General features: G+C 55.9%; 18 protein-coding genes, 1 pseudogene and 1 riboswitch. Of the genes and pseudogenes, 10 read left to right on the top strand and 9 right to left on the bottom strand.

Translation table 11 applies throughout. The annotated features are described in order from the left end of the window. Positions 1 to 131 precede the first annotated feature (131 nt). Positions 132 to 2,261 (top strand): TonB-dependent siderophore receptor, encoded by a 2,130-nt coding sequence (locus tag O1722_RS03375; protein ID WP_015571887.1) that lies wholly within the window; start codon positions 132 to 134, stop codon positions 2,259 to 2,261. Between the two features lie 85 nt (positions 2,262 to 2,346). Here the strand turns inward: O1722_RS03375 and parE are convergent, their stop codons facing one another. Genes parE through nudF form a run of 5 tightly spaced genes read right to left on the bottom strand, consistent with a single transcriptional unit; the run spans position 2,347 to position 6,755 of the window. Beyond that, on the bottom strand, positions 2,347 to 4,239 hold the full coding sequence (gene parE / locus O1722_RS03370) for a DNA topoisomerase IV subunit B (protein ID WP_017384044.1): 1,893 nt from the start codon (positions 4,237 to 4,239) through the stop codon (positions 2,347 to 2,349). 28 nt (positions 4,240 to 4,267) lie between these two features. Then, the gene (gene yqiA, locus O1722_RS03365) at positions 4,268 to 4,849 is read right to left on the bottom strand and encodes an esterase YqiA (RefSeq protein WP_015571888.1); all 582 of its coding nucleotides are present in this window, start codon (positions 4,847 to 4,849) and stop codon (positions 4,268 to 4,270) included. Continuing rightward, the gene (cpdA, locus tag O1722_RS03360; protein WP_017384043.1) at positions 4,849 to 5,676 is read right to left on the bottom strand and encodes a 3',5'-cyclic-AMP phosphodiesterase; all 828 of its coding nucleotides are present in this window, start codon (positions 5,674 to 5,676) and stop codon (positions 4,849 to 4,851) included. The genes yqiA and cpdA overlap by 1 nt, the downstream gene beginning before the upstream one ends. A 27-nt stretch (positions 5,677 to 5,703) precedes the next feature. Further along, positions 5,704 to 6,126 carry a DUF1249 family protein gene (locus O1722_RS03355; RefSeq protein WP_003862516.1) on the bottom strand — a complete coding sequence of 141 codons (423 nt, stop codon included), beginning with the start codon at positions 6,124 to 6,126 and terminating at the stop codon, positions 5,704 to 5,706. Then, positions 6,123 to 6,755: an ADP-ribose diphosphatase gene (gene nudF / locus O1722_RS03350; RefSeq protein WP_017384042.1), complete on the bottom strand. Its 633-nt coding sequence runs from the start codon at positions 6,753 to 6,755 to the stop codon at positions 6,123 to 6,125. Before nudF ends, O1722_RS03355 begins: the two co-directional genes overlap by 4 nt. 203 nt (positions 6,756 to 6,958) lie before the next feature. On the opposite strand from nudF, the gene tolC reads away from it, so the two are divergent. The 3 genes from tolC to O1722_RS03335 all read left to right on the top strand — a co-directional run bounded on the left by tolC (position 6,959) and on the right by O1722_RS03335 (position 10,460). Then, complete coding sequence (gene tolC, locus O1722_RS03345; RefSeq protein ID WP_017384041.1) at positions 6,959 to 8,437, top strand: outer membrane channel protein TolC; 1,479 nt, start codon at positions 6,959 to 6,961, stop codon at positions 8,435 to 8,437. 194 nt (positions 8,438 to 8,631) lie between these two features. After that, entirely contained in the window at positions 8,632 to 9,297 is a 666-nt protein-coding gene (locus O1722_RS03340) for a DUF1190 family protein (protein ID WP_017384040.1), read from the top strand. A 2-nt stretch (positions 9,298 to 9,299) separates the two neighbouring features. Further along, entirely contained in the window at positions 9,300 to 10,460 is a 1,161-nt protein-coding gene (locus O1722_RS03335; RefSeq protein WP_017384039.1) for a glutathionylspermidine synthase family protein, read from the top strand. An 82-nt stretch (positions 10,461 to 10,542) separates the two neighbouring features. Here the strand turns inward: O1722_RS03335 and ygiD are convergent, their stop codons facing one another. Further along, the gene (gene ygiD / locus O1722_RS03330; RefSeq protein ID WP_033487697.1) at positions 10,543 to 11,331 is read right to left on the bottom strand and encodes a 4,5-DOPA-extradiol-dioxygenase; all 789 of its coding nucleotides are present in this window, start codon (positions 11,329 to 11,331) and stop codon (positions 10,543 to 10,545) included. 130 nt (positions 11,332 to 11,461) lie between these two features. Between ygiD and zupT the strand changes: the two genes are divergently transcribed. The 5 genes and pseudogenes from zupT (at position 11,462) to O1722_RS03305 (ending at position 17,399) form a co-directional block, all read left to right on the top strand. Continuing rightward, entirely contained in the window at positions 11,462 to 12,235 is a 774-nt protein-coding gene (gene zupT, locus O1722_RS03325; RefSeq protein WP_015571892.1) for a zinc transporter ZupT, read from the top strand. 265 nt (positions 12,236 to 12,500) lie between these two features. Next, positions 12,501 to 13,061, top strand: a complete 561-nt coding sequence (locus tag O1722_RS03320; protein ID WP_015571893.1) for a fimbrial protein — start codon at positions 12,501 to 12,503, stop codon at positions 13,059 to 13,061. Between the two features lie 73 nt (positions 13,062 to 13,134). Next, a pseudogene (locus tag O1722_RS03315) lies at positions 13,135 to 15,583 on the top strand (fimbria/pilus outer membrane usher protein). Between the two features lie 9 nt (positions 15,584 to 15,592). Continuing rightward, complete coding sequence (locus O1722_RS03310) at positions 15,593 to 16,354, top strand: fimbrial biogenesis chaperone (RefSeq protein WP_032672012.1); 762 nt, start codon at positions 15,593 to 15,595, stop codon at positions 16,352 to 16,354. Continuing rightward, positions 16,338 to 17,399, top strand: a complete 1,062-nt coding sequence (locus tag O1722_RS03305) for a fimbrial protein (protein WP_033487696.1) — start codon at positions 16,338 to 16,340, stop codon at positions 17,397 to 17,399. Before O1722_RS03310 ends, O1722_RS03305 begins: the two co-directional genes overlap by 17 nt. A 44-nt stretch (positions 17,400 to 17,443) precedes the next feature. Here the strand turns inward: O1722_RS03305 and ribB are convergent, their stop codons facing one another. Then, complete coding sequence (gene ribB, locus O1722_RS03300) at positions 17,444 to 18,097, bottom strand: 3,4-dihydroxy-2-butanone-4-phosphate synthase (protein WP_015571897.1); 654 nt, start codon at positions 18,095 to 18,097, stop codon at positions 17,444 to 17,446. A gap of 105 nt (positions 18,098 to 18,202) precedes the next feature. Next, positions 18,203 to 18,353, bottom strand: a riboswitch (FMN riboswitch). 120 nt (positions 18,354 to 18,473) lie between these two features. Here ribB and ubiK point away from each other — a divergent pair. Next, the gene (ubiK, locus tag O1722_RS03295) at positions 18,474 to 18,770 is read left to right on the top strand and encodes a ubiquinone biosynthesis accessory factor UbiK (RefSeq protein ID WP_000566823.1); all 297 of its coding nucleotides are present in this window, start codon (positions 18,474 to 18,476) and stop codon (positions 18,768 to 18,770) included. Between the two features lie 77 nt (positions 18,771 to 18,847). Here ubiK and hldE read toward each other — a convergent pair whose 3' ends face one another. Together hldE and glnE are read right to left on the bottom strand one after the other, a co-directional pair. Beyond that, complete coding sequence (hldE, locus tag O1722_RS03290; RefSeq protein ID WP_033487695.1) at positions 18,848 to 20,278, bottom strand: bifunctional D-glycero-beta-D-manno-heptose-7-phosphate kinase/D-glycero-beta-D-manno-heptose 1-phosphate adenylyltransferase HldE; 1,431 nt, start codon at positions 20,276 to 20,278, stop codon at positions 18,848 to 18,850. A gap of 40 nt (positions 20,279 to 20,318) precedes the next feature. Continuing rightward, the gene (gene glnE / locus O1722_RS03285) at positions 20,319 to 23,174 is read right to left on the bottom strand and encodes a bifunctional [glutamate--ammonia ligase]-adenylyl-L-tyrosine phosphorylase/[glutamate--ammonia-ligase] adenylyltransferase (protein WP_033487694.1); all 2,856 of its coding nucleotides are present in this window, start codon (positions 23,172 to 23,174) and stop codon (positions 20,319 to 20,321) included. Positions 23,175 to 23,191 lie beyond the last annotated feature (17 nt).

Genomic DNA, 23,191 nt, shown 5'->3' with positions numbered 1-23,191 from the left:
GCCCTCATGCTTGAATGATTCTCAATTACAAGTCCGATGCCGTAGAGGCTAACGGACAGACCGTAAGGGCAATGACTCACACATTCTTCCGCGAGCATTTCATCGCAGGATATTTTGGGAAAACAGATGTAATGGCTAAGTTCACACCTTCATTCGCCGGGGTAAAAGGGCGCGCGCTCTTTTCACTCCTGTTCATGGCGCCTCTGGTGCACGCAGCAGCAAAAGACGGTGAGACGCTTACCGTCACTGCCGATCCTTACGCTTCCACCGACGCCACCAGCGGCTATCAGCCCCTGAACACCTCCACCGCCACGCTGACCAACATGCCGATGCTGGACATCCCGCAGGTGGTCAATACCGTCAGCGATAAAGTGCTGGAAGACCAAAACGCGACCACGCTAGACGAGGCGCTGTATAACGTCAGCAACGTGGTGCAGACCAACACCCTGGGCGGCACGCAGGATGCCTTCGTGCGCCGTGGCTTCGGCGCAAACCGCGATGGCTCGATCATGACCAACGGCCTGCGCACCGTGCTGCCGCGCAGCTTCAATGCCGCAACCGAGCGCGTGGAGGTGCTAAAAGGCCCGGCCTCGACCCTTTACGGTATTCTCGACCCCGGCGGCCTGATTAACGTGGTGACCAAACGCCCGGAGAAAACCTTCGGCGGCTCGATTTCTGCCACATCAACCAGCTTTGGCGGCGGTAGCGGACAGTTTGACGTCACCGGTCCAATTGAAGGTACGCGTCTGGCCTATCGCCTGACGGGGGAGTATCAGGACGAGGATTACTGGCGTAATTTCGGCACCGAACGCAGCACCTTTATCGCCCCGTCTTTGACCTGGTTCGGCGATGATGCCACCGTGACCGTGCTCTATTCGCATCGCGACTATAAAACGCCGTTCGATCGCGGAACGATCTTCGATCTCAACACCAAAAAGGCCGTCGACGTCGATCGCAAAACCCGCTTTGATGAGCCATTTAACGTGACCGACGGTCAGTCCGACCTCGCTCAGCTTAACGCGGAGTATCGGCTCAACAGCCAGTGGACCGCGAAGTTCGACTACAGCTACAGCCAGGATAAGTACAGCGATAACCAGGCTCGCGTGATGGCCTACGATTCAAAAACCGGCAACCTGACTCGCCGCGTGGATGCGACCCAGGGTTCGACCCAGCGTATGCACACAACGCGGGCAGATTTGCAGGGGAACGTGGACATCGCGGGCTTTTACAATGAGATACTGACCGGCGTGTCGTATGAAAATTACGATCTGCTGCGCACGGACATGATCCGTTGTAAGAACGTTAAGGATTTCAATATTTACAACCCGAGCTACGGCAGCCTCGGCAAGTGCACCACCGTCTCGGCAGCCGACAGCGATCAAACCATCAAGCAGGAGAGCTACTCCGCCTACGCGCAGGACGCGCTGTACCTGACCGATAAATGGATCGCCGTTGCCGGACTGCGCTACCAGTATTACACCCAGTACGCGGGCAAAGGCCGTCCGTTTAACGTCAACACGGACAGCCGCGACGACCAGTGGACGCCGAAGCTGGGCCTGGTATACAAGCTCACGCCGGCAGTCTCCCTGTTTGCCAACTATTCCCAGACGTTTATGCCGCAGTCGTCCATTGCGAGCTACATCGGCGACCTGCCGCCGGAAACGTCGAACGCGTATGAAATAGGCGCTAAGTTCGACCTGTTCGACGGCATTACCGCCAACATCGCGCTGTTTGATATCCACAAGCGCAACGTGCTGTACACCGAGAGCGTCGGTGATGAAACCGTCGCCAAAACCGCGGGCCGCGTGCGCTCGCAGGGTGTCGAAGTGGATCTCGCCGGATCGCTGACCGAGAACACCAACATTATCGCCAGCTACGGCTATACCGATGCGAAGGTGCTGGAAGACCCGGACTACGCGGGCAAACCGCTGCCGAACGTACCGCGCCATACCGGCTCCCTGTTCCTGACGTACGATATTCACAATGCGTTTGCCGGGAATACGCTGACAATTGGCGGCGGCGGGCACGGCGTAAGCCGCCGCTCAGCGACTAACGGTGCGGATTATTATCTGCCGGGCTATTTCGTGGCGGATGCATTTGCGGCGTACAAAATGAAGCTGCAATATCCGGTGACGCTACAGGTGAACGTGAAGAATCTGTTTGATAAGACCTACTACACGTCGTCGATTGCGACCAACAACCTGGGCAACCAGATTGGCGACCCGCGTGAAGTGCAGTTTACGGTGAAGATGGAGTTTTGACGTAAAAAAGCCCGGTGGCGCTAACGCTTACCGGGCCTACGATCCTAACCCTCTCCCTGTGGGAGAGGGTTAGGGTGAGGGGACATCAGGCCTCTATATCCGCCATATCGCCTTTCTCCTGGAGCCAGTTACGTCGGTCTTCAGAACGTTTCTTGGCCAGCAGCATATCCATCACGGCGTTGGTTTGTTGTTCGTCTTCATCGCTGATGGTCAGCTGCACCAGACGGCGGGTGTTCGGATCCAGCGTGGTTTCACGCAGCTGCATCGGGTTCATCTCGCCCAGCCCTTTAAAGCGCTGAACGTTCGGTTTGCCCTTCTTGCGTTTGAGCTGCTCCAGCACGCCCGCTTTCTCTTCTTCCGTCAGCGCATAGTAGACTTCTTTGCCAAGGTCGATACGGTACAGCGGCGGCAGCGCCACGTGGACGTGACCGTTTTTCACCAGCGTGCGGAAGTGCTTCACGAACAGCGCACAGAGCAGCGTGGCGATGTGCAGACCATCGGAGTCCGCATCCGCGAGGATACAGATCTTGCCGTAGCGCAGCTGGCTCAGATCGTCGCTGTCCGGATCGATGCCGATCGCCACGGAGATGTCGTGTACTTCCTGCGAGGCCAGCACTTCATCAGACGAGACCTCCCAGGTGTTGAGGATCTTACCCTTGAGCGGCATGATCGCCTGATATTCACGATCGCGCGCCTGCTTGGCCGATCCGCCTGCCGAGTCCCCTTCCACCAGGAACAGCTCGGTGCGGTTGAGATCCTGGGCGGTACAGTCCGCCAGCTTGCCCGGCAGCGCGGGGCCACTGGTCAGCTTTTTACGCACCACTTTCTTCGCCGCGCGCAGGCGACGCTGGGCGCTGGAGATCGCCATTTCAGCCAGCATTTCTGCGGCCTGAACGTTCTGGTTCAGCCACAGGGTAAACGCATCTTTCACCACGCCGGAGACGAACGCCGCGCACTGGCGTGACGACAGGCGCTCTTTAGTCTGACCGGCAAACTGCGGATCCTGCATCTTCACGGAGAGCACGTAGGCGCAGCGGTCCCAGATATCTTCTGCGGAAAGCTTCACGCCGCGCGGCAGAATGTTGCGGTATTCGCAGAACTCGCGCATCGCATCCAGCAGCCCCTGACGCAGGCCGTTGACGTGCGTCCCGCCGAGCAGCGTTGGGATCAGGTTGACGTAGCTTTCCGTCAGCAGCTCACCGCCTTCCGGCAGCCACAGCAGCGCCCAGTCCACCGCTTCGGTGTCACCTTCGAAATTCCCGACGAACGGTTTTTCCGGCAGGGTCGGCAGGCCGTTAACCGCTTCGCACAGGTAGTCGTTCAGACCCTTTTCGTAGCGCCAGCTCTGTTCGGTGTTGTTTACGTGATCTTTAAAGGTGATTTCCACGCCCGGGCACAGCACCGCTTTGGCTTTCAGCAGGTGCGTCAGGCGAGAAACGGAAAAGCGTGGGCTGTCGAAGAAGCTTTCGTCAGGCCAGAAATGGACGCTGGTGCCGGTGTTGCGTTTACCGCACGTCCCGACGACCTGCAAATCCTGCACTTTTTCGCCGTTTTCAAACGCGATGTTATACACCTGGCCATCGCGACGAACGTTCACTTCCACGCGCTTTGACAGGGCGTTAACCACGGAGATCCCCACGCCGTGCAAGCCGCCGGAGAACTGGTAGTTTTTGTTGGAGAACTTACCGCCCGCGTGCAGACGACAGAGGATCAGCTCAACGGCGGGAACACCCTCTTCCGGGTGGATATCTACCGGCATGCCGCGGCCGTCGTCGATAACTTCCAGCGACTGATCGGCGTGCAGGATAACGTCCACGCGTCTGGCATGGCCTGCCAGCGCTTCGTCCACACTGTTATCAATTACTTCCTGGCCCAGGTGGTTTGGGCGCGTCGTATCGGTGTACATCCCCGGGCGGCGGCGAACCGGCTCAAGCCCGGTGAGTACCTCAATGGCATCAGCGTTATAGGTTTGCGTCATGATTTAAGCTAGCAATTCGCATTGATTGTCAGTGGCTGTGCAGTCCAAGAAAATCGACAATCTGGGTGAAATGATCTTCAAAGCCCGTGAAAGCATGGTTACCGCCCTCTTCTACAGTCTGGCGGCAGGATGCGTAATACGCCACTGCCTGGCGGTAATCCAGCACTTCATCTCCCGTCTGTTGCAGCAGCCAGATAAGATCGGGCGCTTCAAGCGGGTCGACCTGCATAACTTTGAGATCGTAAATATGGCGTGACTCTAGCACATATTGTTGGCCGGTGTAGGGGTTCTCGTTTTCGCCAAGAAAGTCCCTTAACAGCTCAAATGGCCGGACCGCCGGGTTGACGACGACAGCGGGTAACATAAAGCACTGCGACAGCCAGGTGGCGTAGTAGCCGCCGAGCGACGACCCGACAACGCCAAACGATTCGCCGCCGTGTTCAAGCACGATCGATTCCAGCATCTCTGCCGCATCCGCCGGATAAGGGGGCAACTGCGGAATAATCATCTCCACGTGGGGATGATTCGCGCTCAGCCACTGGCGAAGCTGCGTCGCTTTCGCCGATCGTGGTGAGCTGTTAAACCCATGCAGATAGAGAAGCGTCGACATCAATAGCCTTCCGAAGCGGTATCCGGGCGGAATTGAGCCCCGGTCAGACGGCAAACTTCGGTGGTCAGCGAGCCATCGGCATGCAGCTCCAGCCAGCGCCAGCCCGGTGCGATGGTATCCAGCGTAAAGTTGGCGCAGTGCGGCTTAAACTGCACGCAGGTAGAGGGCGTCGCGAGCAGGCGGCGACCATTCCAGTCGAGATCCTGCTCCTGGTGAATGTGCCCGCACAGCAAATTTTTCACGCGCGGAAATTTCGCCAGTACGCCGTCCAGCGCCGCAGAGTTGCGTAAGCTGTGCTGATCGAGCCAGCTACAGCCCGCCGGCAGCGGGTGATGATGCAGCAACAGCAGCGTATTGCGATTCGGTTCGGCGGCCAGTTTTGTCTCCAGCCAGTCAAGCTGATAGTCGCTCAACTCACCGTGCGGAACGCCAAACACCTGACTGTCGAGGAGCAGAATTTGCCACTGGTCCCCCGCAAAGACACATTTTGCCGGTGAAATCCCCGCATCCTGAAGCGAACTGTACATAGCGGGTTGAAAATCGTGATTGCCCGGTAGCCAGACGCAAGGCACGCTAAAGCTCGCAATCCCTTCAGCAAAATGCTGATAGGCTGCGGAGGATTGATCCTGCGCCAGATCGCCCGTCGCGACGATCAGATCGCATGGCCGCTTTTCAGCATGGATCGCGTCAAGAACCGCCTGATAACTCTCCCAGGTGTTCACGCCCAGAAGCGTCTCATGCTTTTCGGCAAAAAGGTGGGTGTCGGTGATTTGTAATATCCTGACTGGCGCCCCACCAGCAACAGTCAGGTTCAACAGGCTTTCCAAATGGTGTCCTTAGGTAGGTTTATGACGCTAACAAACCGGAATCGCCATTGCTCCATGTGCTAAACAATATCTTAGCCAGTCGGCTAAAAACTGGTTAATTTGATGCTTTTCGTCGCGTTGATGCAACTTTTTATTCGGGTAATCATACCGCGCTTTAAAGCGAAAGATCTGCTGGCTTGAACACACTTCAGCGACCATCGCGTCATGATAAAGACGTACCGTCATCGACGGCAGGCTCCAGTAGCTGATGCTCGGCGCCGTTTGCTCAATCTCCACCAGCGTAGTGTAGCGCGTTGATTCTGTTATCGTTAACCGATACTGCGCGTTGCTCACCTGATAGCTCACCGTTTCGCCGGGCGCGTCGTTTCGCGGCAGCAGGCGGCGCAGCTGGGCGAAATTGGTTTCGCACAGGCGCATCATTTCTGGGAAGTCAGGTGTATAACGCTTCATTTTTTCCACTCGTGTCGTAATGTCTGATAATGCAGCTGTAGCCATTGCAGGGCGATGACAGACGCTGCGTTGTCGATTTTCCCCTCTTCTACCCACTGGTAAGCCTGCTCCCGACTCACCACATGAACCCGAATATCTTCGTTTTCATCTGCCAGACCGTGGATCCCTTCCGCTGTCTTGGCGTCCACTTCGCCCACCATAATAGATGAACGTTCCGTTGTCCCACCCGGGCTTGCCAGGTAGCTCAACACCGGTTTCGTCCGGCCGATCGCCAGGCCCGCCTCTTCCAGCGCCTCACGGCGAGCGACGTCTTCGACCGACTCACCTTCTTCGATCATCCCGGCCACCATCTCCAGCAACCACGGCGTATCGCTGGTATCATAAGCCGCAATACGCACCTGTTCGACCAGCACCACTTCATCACGCACTGGGTCATAGGGTAGCAACACAGCCGCATGCCCGCGCTCAAAAATTTCGCGTTTGATTTCACCGCTCATCTCACCGTTAAACAGACGATGCCTGAAACGGTAAAGTTCCATTGAAAAAAAACCGCTATAAAGCGTTTCTCGTGCAATAATTTCTACATCGTTTTTGGCGAAGGTGACAGGCACGTTTTCTGGTTTTTGCATCGGTCGAGTCCTGGTAGCAATGGTGATGAAATTGTGAATTTCAAGGCTGTTTGGCTGCCGTTTGTATGGCTATATGGTAGATTGGAGCAAATTACCGCCAGATGGCACGTTACGCCAACCTTTTGGTGTGGATGATTCTGTTAGAATCGGCAATTATTTTTAATTAGATCAGCGCTAATACTGCTTCACAACAAGGAATGCAAATGAAGAAATTGCTCCCCATCCTTATCGGCCTGAGCCTGACGGGCTTCAGTGCAATGAGCCAGGCAGAAAACCTGTTACAGGTCTACCAGCAGGCACGTCTGGGCAACCCTGATTTACGTAAATCAGCGGCCGATCGTGATGCTGCGTTTGAAAAGATTAACGAAGCACGTAGTCCACTGCTGCCGCAGTTAGGCTTAGGTGCAGATTATACCTACACTAACGGTTTTCGCGATAACAATGGCATCGATTCGAATGCCACCAGCGCCTCTTTACAGCTTACACAAACCCTGTTCGACATGTCCAAATGGCGTGAACTGAGCTTGCAGGAAAAGAGCGCCGGCATTCAGGATGTCACCTATCAGACCGATCAGCAGACGCTGATCCTGAATACCGCGACCGCCTATTTCCAGGTTCTGAGCGCGATTGACGCCCTCTCCTACACCGAAGCGCAGAAACAGGCGGTTTACCGTCAGTTAGATCAAACCACCCAGCGTTTTAACGTGGGCCTGGTCGCCATTACTGACGTGCAGAACGCCCGTTCACAGTACGATACCGTACTGGCTAACGAAGTGACCGCACGTAACAACCTCGACAACGCCCTGGAAGCACTGCGTCAGGTCACCGGTAACTACTATCCTGAGCTGGCCTCTCTGAACGTGGACAGTTTCAAAACGGACAAACCGCAGGCGGTTAACGCCCTGCTGAAAGAAGCGGAAAACCGCAACCTGACCTTGTTGCAGGCACGCCTGAGCCAGGATCTGGCGCGCGAGCAGATCCGTCTTGCACAGGATGGTCACCTGCCAACTCTGAGCCTGAGCGCCTCTACCGGCGTATCGGACACCAGCTACAGCGGGTCTAAAACGACCTCTCAGGCCTATGACGACAGCAACGTTGGCCAGAACAAAGTGGGTCTCAGCTTCTCTCTGCCGCTGTACCAGGGCGGGATGGTTAACTCTCAGGTTAAACAGGCGCAGTACAACTTTGTGGGCGCCAGTGAGCAGCTGGAAAGCGCACACCGCAACGTGGTGCAGACCGTGCGTTCTTCCTACAACAACGTAAATGCCTCTATCAGCAGCATCAACGCCTATAAACAGGCCGTCGTCTCTGCCCAGAGCTCACTGGATGCGAACGAAGCGGGTTACTCCGTAGGTACGCGTACCATCGTGGACGTGTTAGACGCAACGACCACGCTGTATAACGCGAAACAGCAGCTCTCCAGCGCACGTTATCAGTATCTGATTAACCAGCTGAACATCAAGCAGGCGCTGGGTACGCTGAACGAGCAGGATCTGCAAATGCTGAACAGCACGCTGGGCAAACCGGTCCCTACGTCGCCTGACAGCGTCGCGCCGGAAAATCCACAGCAGGATGCCGCCGTTGATAATTTCACCCCTAACAGCAGCGCCCCGCTTGCGCAGCCAGCGGCAGCGCGTAGCACCGCACCTGCCAGCAGCGGTACGAATCCGTTCCGTCATTAAGCCTTGCCCGATGGCGCTGAGCTTATCGGGCCTACTTAACCGTAGGCCGGGTAAGCACAGCGCCACCCGGCGCAAAATCACACCTGAACGTAAGCCAACGTAAAGATCCCCCGCATTTCGCCCCTCTTCGCTTCATTTTCAACCACTCATCCTCTATCCTGAGCGTTATTACCACTGGGTCCTGGAAGACAAATATGAAACGGACAAAAACGATGAATCACGCGTCGTTCCGCAAAAGCTGGAACGCACGCCACCTGACACCTGTCGCGCTGGCGGTCACCGCCGTCTTTATGCTGGCAGGCTGTGAGCAAAACGACGAAACGGTTTCGCTGTATCAAAACGCCGACGACTGCGCGAGCGCAACCGGTAAAGCCGCTGAGTGTACGACGGCCTATAACAACGCCCTCAAAGAAGCGGAACGTACCGCGCCGAAATATGCCTCTCGCGAAGACTGTGTAGCCGAATTCGGTGAAGGCCAGTGCCAGCAGGCACCTGCTCAGGCGGGTATGGCACCGGAAAACCAGGCGCAGGCACAGTCCGGCGGCAGCTTCTGGATGCCGCTGATGGCGGGTTATATGATGGGCCGTTTGATGAGCGGCGGTGCGGGCTACCAGCAGCAGCCGCTGTTTAGCTCCAAAAACCCGAACAGCCCGGCCTACGGTAAATACACCGATGCCACCGGCAAGGGTTACGGTGCTGCAACGCCAGGCCGTACGATGACCGTACCGAAAACCGCAATGGCGCCGAAACCAGCCACCACCAGCACCATTACCCGTGGCGGCTTTGGTGAGTCTGTTGCCAAACAAACCACCATGCAGCGTAGTGCGACCGGCTCCTCAACTCGCTCAATGGGCGGGTGATCATGGAACGAGTCAGTATTGTTGAGCGCCCGGACTGGCGCGAAAAAGCCACCGAATACGGTTTCAACTTTCACACCATGTACGGCGAGCCGTACTGGTGTGAAGATGCTTACTATAAGCTCACGCTCGCTCAGGTCGAAAAGCTTGAAGAGGTAACCGCAGAGCTGCACCAGATGTGCCTGAAGGTAGTAGAAAAAGTCATCGACAGCGATGAGCTGATGACCAAATTCCGCATTCCGAAGCACACCTGGAGTTTTGTTCGTCAGTCCTGGAAAACGAACCAGCCTTCGCTCTACTCTCGCCTCGATCTGGCATGGGATGGCGTGGGTGAACCGAAGCTTTTAGAAAACAACGCGGATACACCAACCTCTCTGTACGAAGCCGCGTTCTTCCAGTGGATCTGGCTGGAAGATCAGGCGAATGCCGGAAACTTGCCCGAAGGCAGCGACCAGTTCAACAGCCTTCAGGAAAAGCTGATTGAGCGTTTCGTCGAACTGCGTGAACAGCACGGTTTCAACCTGTTGCACCTCGCCTGCTGCCGCGATACCGAAGAAGATCGCGGTACGGTTCAGTATTTGCAGGACTGCGCAGCCGAAGCGGAAGTGGCGACGGAATTCCTCTATATCGAAGATATCGGTTTAGGTGAAAAAGGTCAGTTTACGGACATGCAGGATCAGGTCATCAGCAACCTGTTCAAGCTCTATCCGTGGGAATACATGCTGCGGGAAATGTTCTCTACCAAACTGGAAGACGCCGGCGTGCGCTGGCTGGAACCGGCCTGGAAGAGCATTATCTCCAATAAAGCCCTGCTGCCGATGCTGTGGGAGATGTTCCCGAATCACCCGAACCTGCTGCCTGCTTACTTTGCTGAAGATGATTTCCCACCGATGGAGAAATACGTCGTTAAGCCTATTTTCTCCCGTGAAGGGGCAAACGTCTCGATTATCGAAAACGGTAAAACGCTGGAAGCGGTTGAAGGGCCGTACGGTGAAGAAGGGATGATCGTCCAGGCGTTTTATCAACTGCCGAAGTTTGGCGACAGCTATACGTTGATCGGCAGCTGGCTTATTAACGATCAGCCTGCCGGGATTGGCATTCGCGAAGATCGCGCGCTGATTACGCAGGATCTGTCGCGTTTCTACCCGCATATTTTCGTCGAGTAAGACTTGCCCGGTGGCGCTACGCTTACCGGGCCTACGCTCAATATGTAGGTCGGGTAAGGCAAAGCCGCCACCCGATATGTTTTTACCCCACCTGCACCGACAGCATACTCAAGCTCCCCATCTCAATACCGTCGACCGGGATTGTAATAACCTCCTGACCATCCCACGCGCCTAATACATACAGCAATGGCAAGAAGTGTTCCGGCGTCGGGTTAGAGAGCGAACCGCCGTCATGATCCAGATAGTTCACCAAAGGGTGTCGTTCGGCCGGCCCTTGCCAGGTCAGGTTGTCTTTTACATAGTCATTAAAGGCTGTTGCCCAGGGGTACGGCGTATTTTCACCGTGCCAGCGTACCGTACGCAGATTGTGTACCACGTTGCCACTGGCAATCAGCATGATGCCCTCATCACGAAGCGAAGCCAGCTTACGCCCCATCTCCATGTGCCAGGCAGCCGGTTTGGTGCTGTCGATACTCAGTTGCACCATCGGGATATCGGCATCCGGATACATTTTGATCAAAACCCCCCATGAGCCGTGGTCAAAGCCCCAGGCTTCTTTGTCCAGCGCAACCGGAACAGGGGCGAGCAGATCAACGAGCCGCTGCGCCAGCTCGGGGGAGCCCGGAGCAGGATAATGCGTGTCATACAGCGCCTGCGGAAAGCCGCCAAAATCATGAATCGTTTTTGGCGCTTCCATAGCCGTCACACCGGTACCCCGGGTAAACCAGTGCGCAGAGACCACCACAATTGCCTTCGGACGCGGTAACGTCTCACCCAGCTGACGCCAGGCACGGGTATAGACGTTATCATCCAGGACGTTCATTGGGCTGCCATGGCCTAAAAACAGTGCTGGCATACGAGAAGAAGACATGGTGATATCCTTAGAGAAGGTGTCAATGTGATGGGCCTACATTACGCGCATTCAGGTGAAGATGAACGCAGATAACCGTGAAGATCATCATCAGGAAATTTGAATGTCAGATATCGCTTAAGGAGAATGCATGTCAGTACCGTTGATTTTGACCTTACTCGCGGGCGCCGCAACCTTTATCGGTGCGTTCCTCGGGGTACTCGGGCAAAAACCCTCTAATCGCCTTCTGGCCTTCTCGCTGGGTTTCGCCGCCGGGATCATGCTGCTTATCTCGCTGATGGAGATGCTGCCCGCCGCGCTTCACACCGAAGGTATGTCGCCTGTTCTGGGCTATGGCATGTTTATCATTGGACTGCTGGGTTATTTTGCGCTCGACCGTATTCTTCCTCACGCGCACCCGCAGGATTTAATGCAAAAAAGCGTTACCCCCATCCCGGGCAATATCAAACGCACGGCCATTCTGCTGACGCTGGGTATCAGCCTGCATAACTTTCCGGAAGGTATCGCCACCTATGTCACGGCCAGCAGCAACCTGGAAATGGGTTTTGGTGTGGCGCTGGCCGTGGCTTTGCACAATATTCCTGAAGGACTTGCCGTTGCCGGGCCCGTTTATGCCGCCACGGGTTCAAAACGTACGGCTGTCTTTTGGGCGGGTATCTCCGGGATGGCTGAAATTCTCGGCGGCGTGCTGGCGTGGCTGATCCTCGGTAGCCTCGTCTCCCCGATTGTGATGGCTGCGATTATGGCTGCCGTGGCCGGGATTATGGTCGCGCTCTCTGTCGATGAGCTGATGCCGCTGGCGAAAGAGATCGATCCCAACAATAACCCCAGCTACGGCGTACTGTGTGGAATGTCAGTGATGGGGATGAGTCTGGTACTGCTGCAAACGGCCGGTATTGGCTAAGAATTTATGCCTCCGTTTTATACGGAGGCTTTATATTATTCAAAAAAACAATCCTATATATTTCACCTATAATAACCCGCAAATATAAACCTGTTAAAACCCTGAAAAACCACGCCTCTTAAAATAACCTGCAAATATTAATTAAAACCATCTAAAAATATATTTAAGTCATGTTAATCGCGTCTCCCCACCCCAATTCGTATACTTCGCGAGTATTCTGAAATTAATATTCACATTATGAATCACTCTGAAAAAGGATATTTTCATGTATATGGGTAAAAAACTACTGTTAGCGACGGCTATGGCAGTCATTGTATCGGGTGCTGCTTTTGCAGATGATCAAGGCTCAGGAAAAATCACATTCAAAGGTATTGTTATTGACGCACCGTGCAGTATCGCACCAGATAGCGTTGATAAAGAAGTCGATCTGGGTGAAGTGACCACGGCTGTTATCAACGCCAACAAAAAATCTACCCCGGTTCCGGTCGATATCAATCTGGAAAACTGCCAGCTTGACGATCCGGCAGACGAGACCGACACGCCAATTACCAAAGTGGATGTGACCTTTACCAGCGCAGCGACAGACGCGGCGGATACCAGCCTGATGAGCAACACCTATGCAAGCGGTGCGCAGAACGTGGGGGTGCGTCTGCTGGATAACGCGGAGTCTGCTATCACGCTGGGAGAGGCCAACGAGGTTGAGTTGCTGGCGGGTTCAACCACCCAGACGCTGCATTTCAAAGCGGTTATGGAAGTCCCTACAGGTAAAACTGCGACGGCAGGCCAGGTTGAAGCCACGGCTAACTACGTCCTGATGTACAAATAATTCTGTTACGTCACGGCACCAGCCGACTGGTAATTCATACCGGTCGGCACTCTCTATTTACTCGAGTAACAGGATGATGACATACAAATTACAATGGATAATCATCATTGCGTCCCTGTTAATGACGAAAGTTGCCTCTGCCACCGAGTTTAATATAAACGCCATCGATAAAGATCAGCGCGGCAGCGTCGATTTATCACTGTTTAAAGATCAAATATCGGTTACGCCGGGAAGCTATTTCGTTACGGTTGCCGTCAATGATATTCCGCTGGCAAATGGCTGGCAGCTTCGCTGGCGAGAAATAAATAACGCCGTTCAGGTCTGTATTCCCCCCGAGCTGACCGATACCTTTGCGTTGCAGGATGACATTCGTCACGCTTTGCCGGAGAAAGAGGGATGCGTTGATTTCGCCGCCAGACCCGACATCAAATTTACTTTTGAGCAAGGCAGCCAGACCCTGAAAGTGACCATCCCCCAGGCGTGGCTGCAATACCGTGCGGTTGACTGGATGCCGCCATCCACCTGGGACAACGGCGTGCCGGGCGTACTGCTGGATTACAATCTTTTTGCCAGCCATTATCAGCCCAATAGCGGCAGCAACAATGACAACGCCAATACCTATGGCACCGCCGGTGCGAACATGGGCGCGTGGCGGCTACGCAGCGATTACCAGTACACGCAAAGTCATACTGACGCAGGCTCGGAGCATAATGGACGTTTTTCACGCGTGTATATGTTCCGACCTCTGCCCTCGATCGGTGCGAAACTGACGTTGGGTGAAACGGATTTCCAGTCCGCAATTTTTGACGCCTTTACCTACACCGGCGCATCGCTAATCAGCGATGAACGTATGCTGCCATGGTCGCTGCGCGGCTATGCCCCGCAGATTACCGGGATAGCGCAAACCAACGCCACGGTAACCGTAAGCCTTGCCGATCGCGTGATTTACCAGAGTAAAGTGCCGCCAGGTCCTTTTGTTATTCAGGATCTTAACCAGTCGGTTCAGGGCACGCTGGACGTCAAAGTCACGGAAGAGGATGGACGCGTCAGCACCTTCCAGGTCTCGGCCGAATCCGTACCATTTTTAACGCGCAAGGGTCAGGTGCGCTACAAGCTCGCGGCGGGTAAAGCGCGCCAGGGTGCCTCCCATGACGTTGAAGATAACGCCTTCATGAGCGGCGAATTTTCCTGGGGCATGCTGTCGCACACCTCCCTGTATGGCGGTACGCTGGCCGATGGCGACCGCTATCGTTCCCTCGCTGCCGGGATCGGCCAGAATATGGCCTGGCTGGGGGCGCTCTCTTTTGACGTCACGCAGGCCACCAGCCAGCTGCCACACCAGCGCAGCCAGACGGGTTACAGCTATCGCATTAACTACAGCAAGCGTTTCGATACCACCGGCAGTCAGCTTACGCTCGCCAGCTACCGCTACTCAGATCCACAGTTTTTGAGCTACGCCCGCTACCTTGATTATGACGACGGTGACCGCCAGTCGGAAAAACAAACCCTGAGCGTGACGGCAAGCCAGTACATTTCGGCGTTATCCCTGAACCTGTACGTCAATATGCTGCGTCAGACATGGTGGAATGATTCACCCTCCACGACCGGCAGTATCACGGCGGGCTACAACTTTGATATGGGCCGCTGGAAGAACCTTGGCGTAACCCTGTCCTGGAGTAAAACGCATTACGATGAGAAAGACGAAAGTGACGATACTCAGTTCTATCTCTCGCTCAGCGTACCGCTCGATCCCGATCATAGACTTAACTATGACCTGCGTAACCGCGACACGCTGAGCCATAACGTGTCGTGGTACGACACGTCGGATCGCAATAACACCTGGGGCGTTTCCGCGGGCGCGGAGAGCGGGAAGCCAGACTCCGGGGCGCAGTTCAGCGGGAATTATCAGCATTATTCTGCGTACGGCGATCTTAATCTCTCCGGCAGCTATAAAGCTGACGAATATAACTCCCTCAGCGCAAGCTGGAGCGGTTCCTTCACCACAACGGTGAAAGGCGCCGCGCTGCACCGGCGCAGCTACGGTAATGAACCCCCGCGTAATGGTCAGCACCGACGGGGTAGGCAATATCCCGCTGAACATGTCGCGAGATGAGACCAACCGTTTTGGCATCGGCGTTTTACCGTCATTCTCCAGCTATTCCCCCTCCAGCGTGCAGATCAATATGAACAACCTTCCGGATGGCGTGGACGTGGACAACCGCGTCGTGACCTCAACCTGGACTGAGGGGGCCATTGGTTTTCGTCAGATTGCCACGCGTGCAGGTCGGGACGTGGCAGGTGTTCTGCGGATGTCATCAGGAACGCCACCGCTCGGGGCGATTGTTCGCCTGGAAGCAAACGATTTGCAGGTTGGGATGGTGGCCGATGAAGGCCACGTCTGGCTCGGCGCCGTTGAGCCAGAACAGCAGTTTCGCGTGACATGGGGCGACAACCAACAGTGTCGCTTCTTGTTACCTTCTCACTTAGAAAACAGTATGCAGTTGATACTGCCGTGTCAGTAAGAAATCATCATGAAATTAACGCCGATTAAAAGCCTGTGCCTGATGCTAATCAGCACAGCATTTACCACCCATGCGGCCATTAATCTGGACCGCACGCGCATTGTTTTTCCAGAAAGCGACAAGGCCAGCAGCCTGAAAGTGGACAACCAGAGCAAGGCTTTACCTTATCTGGCGCTCTCCTGGATTGAAGACGAAAAGGGGCAAAAAGAAGATACGCACTTTATGGCTCTTCCCCCCATTCAACGTATCGAAGCGGGCACCTCGTCGCAGGTAAGAATTGTTAAACAAGCCGCCACCCGCCAGTTGCCAAAAGACAGGGAATCGCTGTTTTATTTCAACCTGCGTGAAGTACCGCCAAAAAGCATCAGCGCCAGCGAGGAGCGCAGCGTGATGCAGGTTGCCATGCAAAGCCGAATTAAGCTGTTCTGGCGTCCGGAAGCGATTAGCAAAAAATCCGGCGAACTGGCTGAAATGCGAATGGAAATTACCGCCAACGCGAAAGGGCTCACGGTCCACAACCCTACGCCGTATTACATCACGCTGGCGTGGCTGAGCAAAAATGCCAAAACCATGCTGCCGGGTTTTGACAGTCTGATGATTGCGCCTTTCGCCACGGCAACCGCCTCTACCGGTAATTACCACGGTAGTTATTACAGCATCGGCTATATCGACGATTACGGCGCCCTAAAAAAAGTCGACGTGCAGTGCACCGGAATGGCGCAATGTAAACTTACCGAACGGAAAATCGACAAAGATGCAAAAGCTCGCTAGTTTGCTGGTTATCCTGCTGCTTTCAGCGCTGCCTTTGAAAGACGCGCTGGCGCTTAACTGCTATCTGGGTGGATCTGGCGGCCCCGTCGAGGAGACAAAAACGATCACCCCTTTTGCGATCCCCAGCAACGCTCAGGTTGGCCAAAAAATATGGGAGTCTGACGACATTAGAATTCCGGTGACGTGTGACAACAACGTCACGAGCAGTTTTGAGCCGGAAGATGTCTTTGCATGGGTGAACCCTTATCCTGCCGCAACCGATCCCTATTATGAACTGGGCGTAACCTATGAAGGCATAGATTACGATGCTACAGGCCAGCCCAACGGCGTGGATACCCGCCAGTGCCTGGACAACAATAACATCACCATTTACACCTCGGATCAAATCCGCCAGATGGGTTGGGAGGATCGCATCTGCTCCGGCAATCCGGATGATATCCATATTTCACGCACGTTCGTCACCCGATTACGACTTTTCGTGAGAATTAAGACTATGCCGCCACATGGTTATGTCAGTTCGCTCAGCGATTACATCGTTGTGCAGTTTGACGGTAAGGGTGGCGTTAATCAGATGGCCGACGCGAAGAACCTCAAGTATCACATCAACGGACTGCAAAACATTACGGTGCTTGATTGTGGAGCGACGTTTAGCATTTTCCCTGAAAATCAGGAGATCGACTTCGGCGCCTTCAGCGCGCGCGACATTGTGAATCAGCAGACGCGTATGCGCACGTTTTCAATACGAACCACCAAAGTACAGGATGCCCAATGCTCGGACGGATTTAAGATGGACTCGTCGTTTTACACAACCGAAACGCTTAGCGCAGACGACACCGCGGTACTGATAGGGAATGGGTTAAAGCTGCGTATTCTTAACGGAACGGAGCCTTACACCTTCAACCAGTATAAGGAGTACGCCGATTTTACAGGCGATACTATGAATGTTGAGCAAAACTACACGGCTGAACTTTCACGGGAAGAAGGGAAAGCGATTCAGTCCGGGCCGTTCGAAACCGTAGTATTGTTCAAAATTAACTACCACTAGAAACAAAAAAGCCGGGTTTCCCCGGCTTTTTCACATCAGCATGTTTAGCTGGCTTTGCGCTCGTGCGCCCGGCGGTACTCAACCAGATCTTCAATCGTCACCACTGGCATATTGTGCAGTCGCGCAAAGGTGATGCACTCCGGCGCGCGCGCCATGGTGCCATCATCGTTGGTCAGTTCGCACAGCACGCCTGCGGGTTTGAAGCCAGCCAGCGTCACCAGATCGATGGTCGCTTCGGTATGACCACCACGGGTCAGCACGCCGCCCGGCTGCGCGCGCAGCGGGAAGACGTGACCGGGGCGGTGCAGATCGGATGGTTTCGCACCATCAGCAATCGCTGCACGCACGGTAGTCAGGCGGTCAGCCGCCGACACACCGGTGGTTACGCCATGCGCTGCTTCAATGGTCACGGTGAAGCCGGTACCAAAGGCGCTGGTGTTGTTTTCAACCATCATCGGCAGATCAAGCTGCTTGCGACGGTCTTCGGTGATGCACAGGCATACGATGCCGCTACCGTGACGGATGGTCAGCGCCATCTGCTCAACGGTCATGTTCTCGGCGGCAAAAATCATGTCGCCTTCGTTTTCACGGTTTTCATCGTCAAGCACCATCACACCGCGGCCTTCGCGCAGTGCATCCAGTGCATGTTCAACACGTTGAGTTGAAGTGCCAAAAGAGGAAAGTAGCGTCTGATTCATGGTAAAAAAACCTCATTAACTTTATGGTTACCAGAATCAGGGCAGTCTTAGGAGCGCCGTACTAGCGGCAAAAAAATAACGTGAGCGGGCCATGCCCGACTGGATCGTTACTCTCTCCCATCCGGACTCTAACCGTCGGCCCCGGAATTACACCGGATCTGCTGACCTTTGAGAATTCACCCAAAGCGCTCGCGGGCTTTCAGCGTTAAGCTGATTTACCGCCGGTGGGGAATTTCGCCCCGCCCTGAGAATAAGCGAGATAACTATAACGCTATTGATTACCCTGGGCAATGCATAAGCTTCAAACAATTTTGTTTAACCCACGGCATGACGCGCTACAATAGGCACTAACACCTTTTCATCAAGGGAAACGACAATGATTGACCCAAAGAAAATTGAGCAGATCGCGCGTCAGGTTCATGAGTCCATGCCGAAAGGTATTCGTGAGTTTGGTGATGACGTTGAGAAGAAAATCCGCCAGACGTTGCAGGCACAGTTGGTTCGCCTTGATTTAGTCAGCCGCGAAGAGTTTGATGTGCAGACTCAGGTGCTGCTGCGCACCCGCGAGAAGCTGGCGCTGCTGGAACAGCGTCTGAGCGAGCTGGAGAGCCGCAATGCGCCGGAAGAAGTGAAGCCAGCGCCAGCTATTCCACCGGTGGATGACCAGGCATAAGTGCGGCCTGATGCCCTCACCCCAGCCCTCTCCCACAGGGAGAGGGTGAAAAACGAACGGGCCAACTGGCCCGTTTTTTACTGACTGTCTTTCTGGATCTTCTTAATGATGTTGGTGGTTGAACACCCGTCCTCAAAGTTGAGCACCATCACTTCACCGCCATTTGCCCAGACCTCTTCGCTACCTGCGATTTGCTCTGGTTTGTAATCACCGCCCTTCACCAGCAGGTCAGGCAGAATTTCGGCAATCAGGCGCTGCGGGGTGTCTTCTTCAAATGAGACCACCCAGTCCACCGCTTCCAGCGCGCCGAGCACGATCATGCGCTGCTCCAGCGGGTTCACCGGACGCGTTTCACCCTTCAGACGTTTGGTTGAGGCATCGCTGTTGACCGCCACAATCAGGCGATCGCCCAGCTTACGCGCATTCGCCAGATACGAGACATGACCCGCATGCAGGATGTCGAACACGCCGTTAGTCATCACTACTTTTTCACCGCGTTTGCGCGCGGCAGCAACGGCCACTTTCAGCTCCTCTTCGGTCATGACGCCAAAGCCGGTATCCGCGCGCCCACGCACCGCGTTTTCCAGCTCGATTGGCGAAACGGTGGAGGTCCCGAGTTTACCAACGACCACGCCCGCCGCGGCGTTCGCGAAGTAGCACGCTTCTTCCAGGGAGTTACCCGCCGCCAGCGTCGCCGCCAGCACGCCAATCACCGTATCACCGGCACCGGTCACGTCGTACACTTCCTGCGCCTGGGTTGGCATATGCAGCGGCGCCTTGCCCGGTTGCAGCAGCGTCATGCCCTGCTCGGAACGGGTCACCAGCAGCGCAGACAGCTCGAAATCAGCGATGATTTTCATGCCGCGCTCAACCAGCTCTTCTTCAGTTTTGCACTTGCCCGCCACCGCTTCGAACTCAGAGAGGTTTGGCGTCAGCAGGGTTGCGCCGCGATAGCGCTCGAAATCGGTGCCTTTCGGATCGATCAGCACCGGTACGCTGGCTTTACGCGCCAGCTGGATCATGGTCTGCACGCTCGCCAGCGCGCCTTTGGCATAATCAGACAGCACCAGCGCGCCGATATTACCCAGCGCCTGGCTAATACGCTCGTGTAGCGGCTCAGGATCAACGCCTTCGAATCCTTCTTCGAAATCGAGGCGGATCAGCTGCTGATTACGCGACAGGACGCGAAGCTTGGTGATGGTTGGGTGGGTCGGAACAGAAACGAAGTCGCACTTCACGTTCACGTCCGCCAGCGACTGACTCAGGGCACGCGCCGCATCGTCAATGCCGGTCAGGCCCACCAGACGCGAATGCGCGCCCAGCGAGGCTATGTTCATCGCCACGTTTGCCGCGCCGCCTGGACGCTCTTCAATGGTGTCGACCTTAACTACCGGCACCGGCGCTTCCGGAGAGATACGGCTGGTCGGCCCATACCAGTAGCGATCCAGCATCACATCACCGACAACCATAACTCCAGCACGTTCAAACTCTGGCAGTGTTACTTTCATTCCTGACTCCAGAAAGATTCACAATTTGCGCGCGATAATATCACACTTGTTTTGTTACGCACGGTTCCACCAGCCACTTCTGCCAGCTTGTGGTCACCTGCGCGCGTTCATCGGCGAAACAGTCCAGCGCCACATGGCCCGGCTGTTCCTGTAAGGCCAGATGGTGCAACTCATCACGCAGCGTGGTGTAGGCGCGGGTTAATGCCTGCGCCTCCTGCTCATCCATAATGTCGTTCTGCGCCAGCAGTTCCAGTATGCGCACGTTATCCGACCAGCGGGTCAGCTTCGGCTTATCGTGCGCGTGCAGCAGCACCAGGTACTGAGTGATAAACTCGATATCGGTAATGCCGCCTTTATCGGCTTTAATATCAAAGCGATCGCGATGTTTGTTGCCAAGGTGCGCGCGCATCTTCTCCCGCATTTCCCGCACTTCGGTTTGCAGCGTACTGCCCTCGCGCGGGGTCGTCATGACCGCCTTGCGGATCGCATCGAACTGCGTTTTGAGCTGCGGATCGCCGTATACCACGCGGGCGCGCACCAGCGCCTGATGCTCCCACGTCCAGGCTTCGTTCTTCTGATAGTCGGCGAAAGCCTCCGTCGAGGTGACCAGCATGCCTGCCGCGCCGGACGGGCGCAGACGCGCATCCACTTCATACAGAATGCCGGATGAGGTGCGGGTGCTGAACAGGTGCATAATGCGCTGGGCCAGACGCAGGTAGAACTGCCGCCCGTCAATCTCACGTTCGCCGTCGGTCATGACGTCTGCCGGACAGTCGTGGAGGAAAATCAGATCCAGATCGGAGCTGTAGCCCAGCTCCCAGCCGCCCAGCTTGCCGTAACCCACCACCGCAAAACCGCGGCCTTCGCGCTCTGCAAGGTGTTTCGGCTGCCCGTAGCGGGCCACCATCTGCACCCACGCCTGATGGACAACCGCGTCGATGATCGCTTCCGCCAGCCAGGTTAAGTGATCGCTCACTTTCATTACCGGCAGGGTGCCGGCGATATCTGCCGCCGCCACGCGCAGCATCTGCGCCTGCTTAAACTGACGCAGCGCCTCAAGCTGTTGCTCTTCGTCCTCTTCCGGTACGCGCAGCAGATACTGACGCAGCTCGTCACGGTAGGCGTCCGTCGCCGTCGGCTGATACAGCGTATTCGGGTCGAGCAGTTCGTCCAGCAGCAGCGGATAACGCGCCAGCTTGTTCGCCACCATCGGCGAGGCGGCGCAGAGGGAAATCAGGTGCTTCAGCGCGCCGGGAAACTCGCTTAACAGTTCAAGGTAAGTGGTACGCGTGACGATCCCGCTCAGCAGCGGCATCATGCGCGACAGCGGCACCGGCGCATCCTCGCGGGAGCAGACATCGCTCAGCAGATGCGGCATCAGATGATCCAGCACCTGACGACCGCGTGGGCCAATGGCGCGTTTGTTCAGTTCGAAGCGGAAATCGGCAATCAGCGCCACCACGCGATGGCGGGCATCGTCGCTTAAGTGCGCCAGCACCGGCGTGGTGTCATCTTCCTGGAGCGCGTCCTGCCACAGCTCGCGCCAGTGCTCGGAGAGCGCATCGTCCTGCGATTCGCTTTCGTCGTCGCCGATCAGATCGTTAAAGATGCGGCGCACGCCCGCCATATGCGCTTCCAGCCGTTGCGTCAGCGCCGCCCAGTCATCCACCCGCATCCCCCAGGCCAGACGCGCCCGGTTCAGCTCGTCGCCCGGTAACGTCTGGGTCTGTTCGTCGTTGATACTTTGCAGCAAATTTTCCAGACGACGCAGGAAAAGATAAGAGTCACGCAGCGTTTGCGCATCGCCTTCCGGCAGCAGATGCAGCTGCTCGATAGCACTCAGCGTCGGCAGCAGCGAGCGGGATTGCAGAGAAGGTTCACGCCCGCCGCGTATCAGCTGGAAGACCTGGACGATAAATTCGATCTCACGAATACCGCCCGCGCCGAGCTTGATGTTGTCTTTCAGGCCACGGCGACGCACCTCGCGGGCAATCATCCCTTTCATATTTCGCAGGGACTGGATCACGCTGAAGTCGATGTAGCGGCGGAACACAAACGGGCGCAGCATGGCGCGCAGCTCGTTGGCCCAGGCATCGTCGCTGTCACCCATGATCCGCGCTTTGACCATCGCGTAACGCTCCCAGTCGCGACCCTGCTCCTGGTAATAATCTTCCAGCGCGGCAAAGCTCAGCACCAGCGGACCGCTGTCGCCAAACGGACGCAAACGCATATCCACGCGGTAGACAAAACCATCCTGGGTGGGCTGATCCAGTGCCTTAATCAGCCGCTGCCCCAGGCGAGTAAAGAACTGGGCGTTGTCCAGCTCGCGACGACCGCCGCGCGTGGAGCCGTTCTCCGGCCAGGCAAAAATCAGATCGATGTCTGAGGAGAAATTAAGCTCGCAGCCGCCCAGCTTGCCCATCCCCAGAATCAACAGCGGTTGCGGAACCCCTTCGTCGTTGCACGGCGTGCCCCACTCTTTACAGCAGGCGGCGTAGAGCCAGTCCCGCGCGGCGACAATCAACGTCTGCGCCAGCTCGCTCAACTGCTGCAAGGTACTCTCTTCGCTCACCAGCTCCAGCGCCTGCGCCCAGGCAATGCGTACCATCACCCGGCGGCGGAACTGACGCAGTACGCGCATCAGCGTGGCTTCGTCTGCCACCTCTGCCAGCGCGGTTTGCAGCCAGCCAGCATAATGCCGCCACTCGTCAGCCTGCGGCGGCGCGCTTTCCAGCTCTGCCAGCCAGTCCGGGTTGGCGCTGACGCTCTCCTGCACAAAATCACTGAACGTGAGCACGCTTTTCGCCTGCTCGCTTAACGATGACGCGGGTAACGACTCAGGCAGGCGTTCGCAAACGGTCTGCCAGTGCTGCTGTAACTGCGAAGAAAGCGGCATATCAGGGGTTCCTTGCC

It is taken from the genome of Enterobacter cloacae complex sp. HYC003_NIDB, from assembly GCF_056673375.1.
This window is presented reverse-complemented; position numbering and strand designations above follow the sequence as displayed.

Excerpts from the sequence above, each read along its gene's own strand:
- glnE (WP_033487694.1), bottom strand. The coding sequence starts at position 23,174 with ATGCCGCTTTCTTCGCAGTTACAGCAGCACTGGCAGACCGTTTGCGAA.
- O1722_RS03355 (WP_003862516.1), bottom strand. The coding sequence starts at position 6,126 with ATGAAGCGTTATACACCTGACTTCCCAGAAATGATGCGCCTGTGCGAA.
- O1722_RS03305 (WP_033487696.1), top strand. The coding sequence starts at position 16,338 with ATGCAAAAGCTCGCTAGTTTGCTGGTTATCCTGCTGCTTTCAGCGCTG.
- ubiK (WP_000566823.1), top strand. The coding sequence starts at position 18,474 with ATGATTGACCCAAAGAAAATTGAGCAGATCGCGCGTCAGGTTCATGAG.
- zupT (WP_015571892.1), top strand. The coding sequence starts at position 11,462 with ATGTCAGTACCGTTGATTTTGACCTTACTCGCGGGCGCCGCAACCTTT.
- O1722_RS03340 (WP_017384040.1), top strand. The coding sequence starts at position 8,632 with ATGAAACGGACAAAAACGATGAATCACGCGTCGTTCCGCAAAAGCTGG.
- ygiD (WP_033487697.1), bottom strand. The coding sequence starts at position 11,331 with ATGTCTTCTTCTCGTATGCCAGCACTGTTTTTAGGCCATGGCAGCCCA.
- hldE (WP_033487695.1), bottom strand. The coding sequence starts at position 20,278 with ATGAAAGTAACACTGCCAGAGTTTGAACGTGCTGGAGTTATGGTTGTC.
- parE (WP_017384044.1), bottom strand. The coding sequence starts at position 4,239 with ATGACGCAAACCTATAACGCTGATGCCATTGAGGTACTCACCGGGCTT.
- tolC (WP_017384041.1), top strand. The coding sequence starts at position 6,959 with ATGAAGAAATTGCTCCCCATCCTTATCGGCCTGAGCCTGACGGGCTTC.
- yqiA (WP_015571888.1), bottom strand. The coding sequence starts at position 4,849 with ATGTCGACGCTTCTCTATCTGCATGGGTTTAACAGCTCACCACGATCG.
- O1722_RS03310 (WP_032672012.1), top strand. The coding sequence starts at position 15,593 with ATGAAATTAACGCCGATTAAAAGCCTGTGCCTGATGCTAATCAGCACA.
- O1722_RS03375 (WP_015571887.1), top strand. The coding sequence starts at position 132 with ATGGCTAAGTTCACACCTTCATTCGCCGGGGTAAAAGGGCGCGCGCTC.
- nudF (WP_017384042.1), bottom strand. The coding sequence starts at position 6,755 with ATGCAAAAACCAGAAAACGTGCCTGTCACCTTCGCCAAAAACGATGTA.
- O1722_RS03335 (WP_017384039.1), top strand. The coding sequence starts at position 9,300 with ATGGAACGAGTCAGTATTGTTGAGCGCCCGGACTGGCGCGAAAAAGCC.
- O1722_RS03320 (WP_015571893.1), top strand. The coding sequence starts at position 12,501 with ATGTATATGGGTAAAAAACTACTGTTAGCGACGGCTATGGCAGTCATT.
- ribB (WP_015571897.1), bottom strand. The coding sequence starts at position 18,097 with ATGAATCAGACGCTACTTTCCTCTTTTGGCACTTCAACTCAACGTGTT.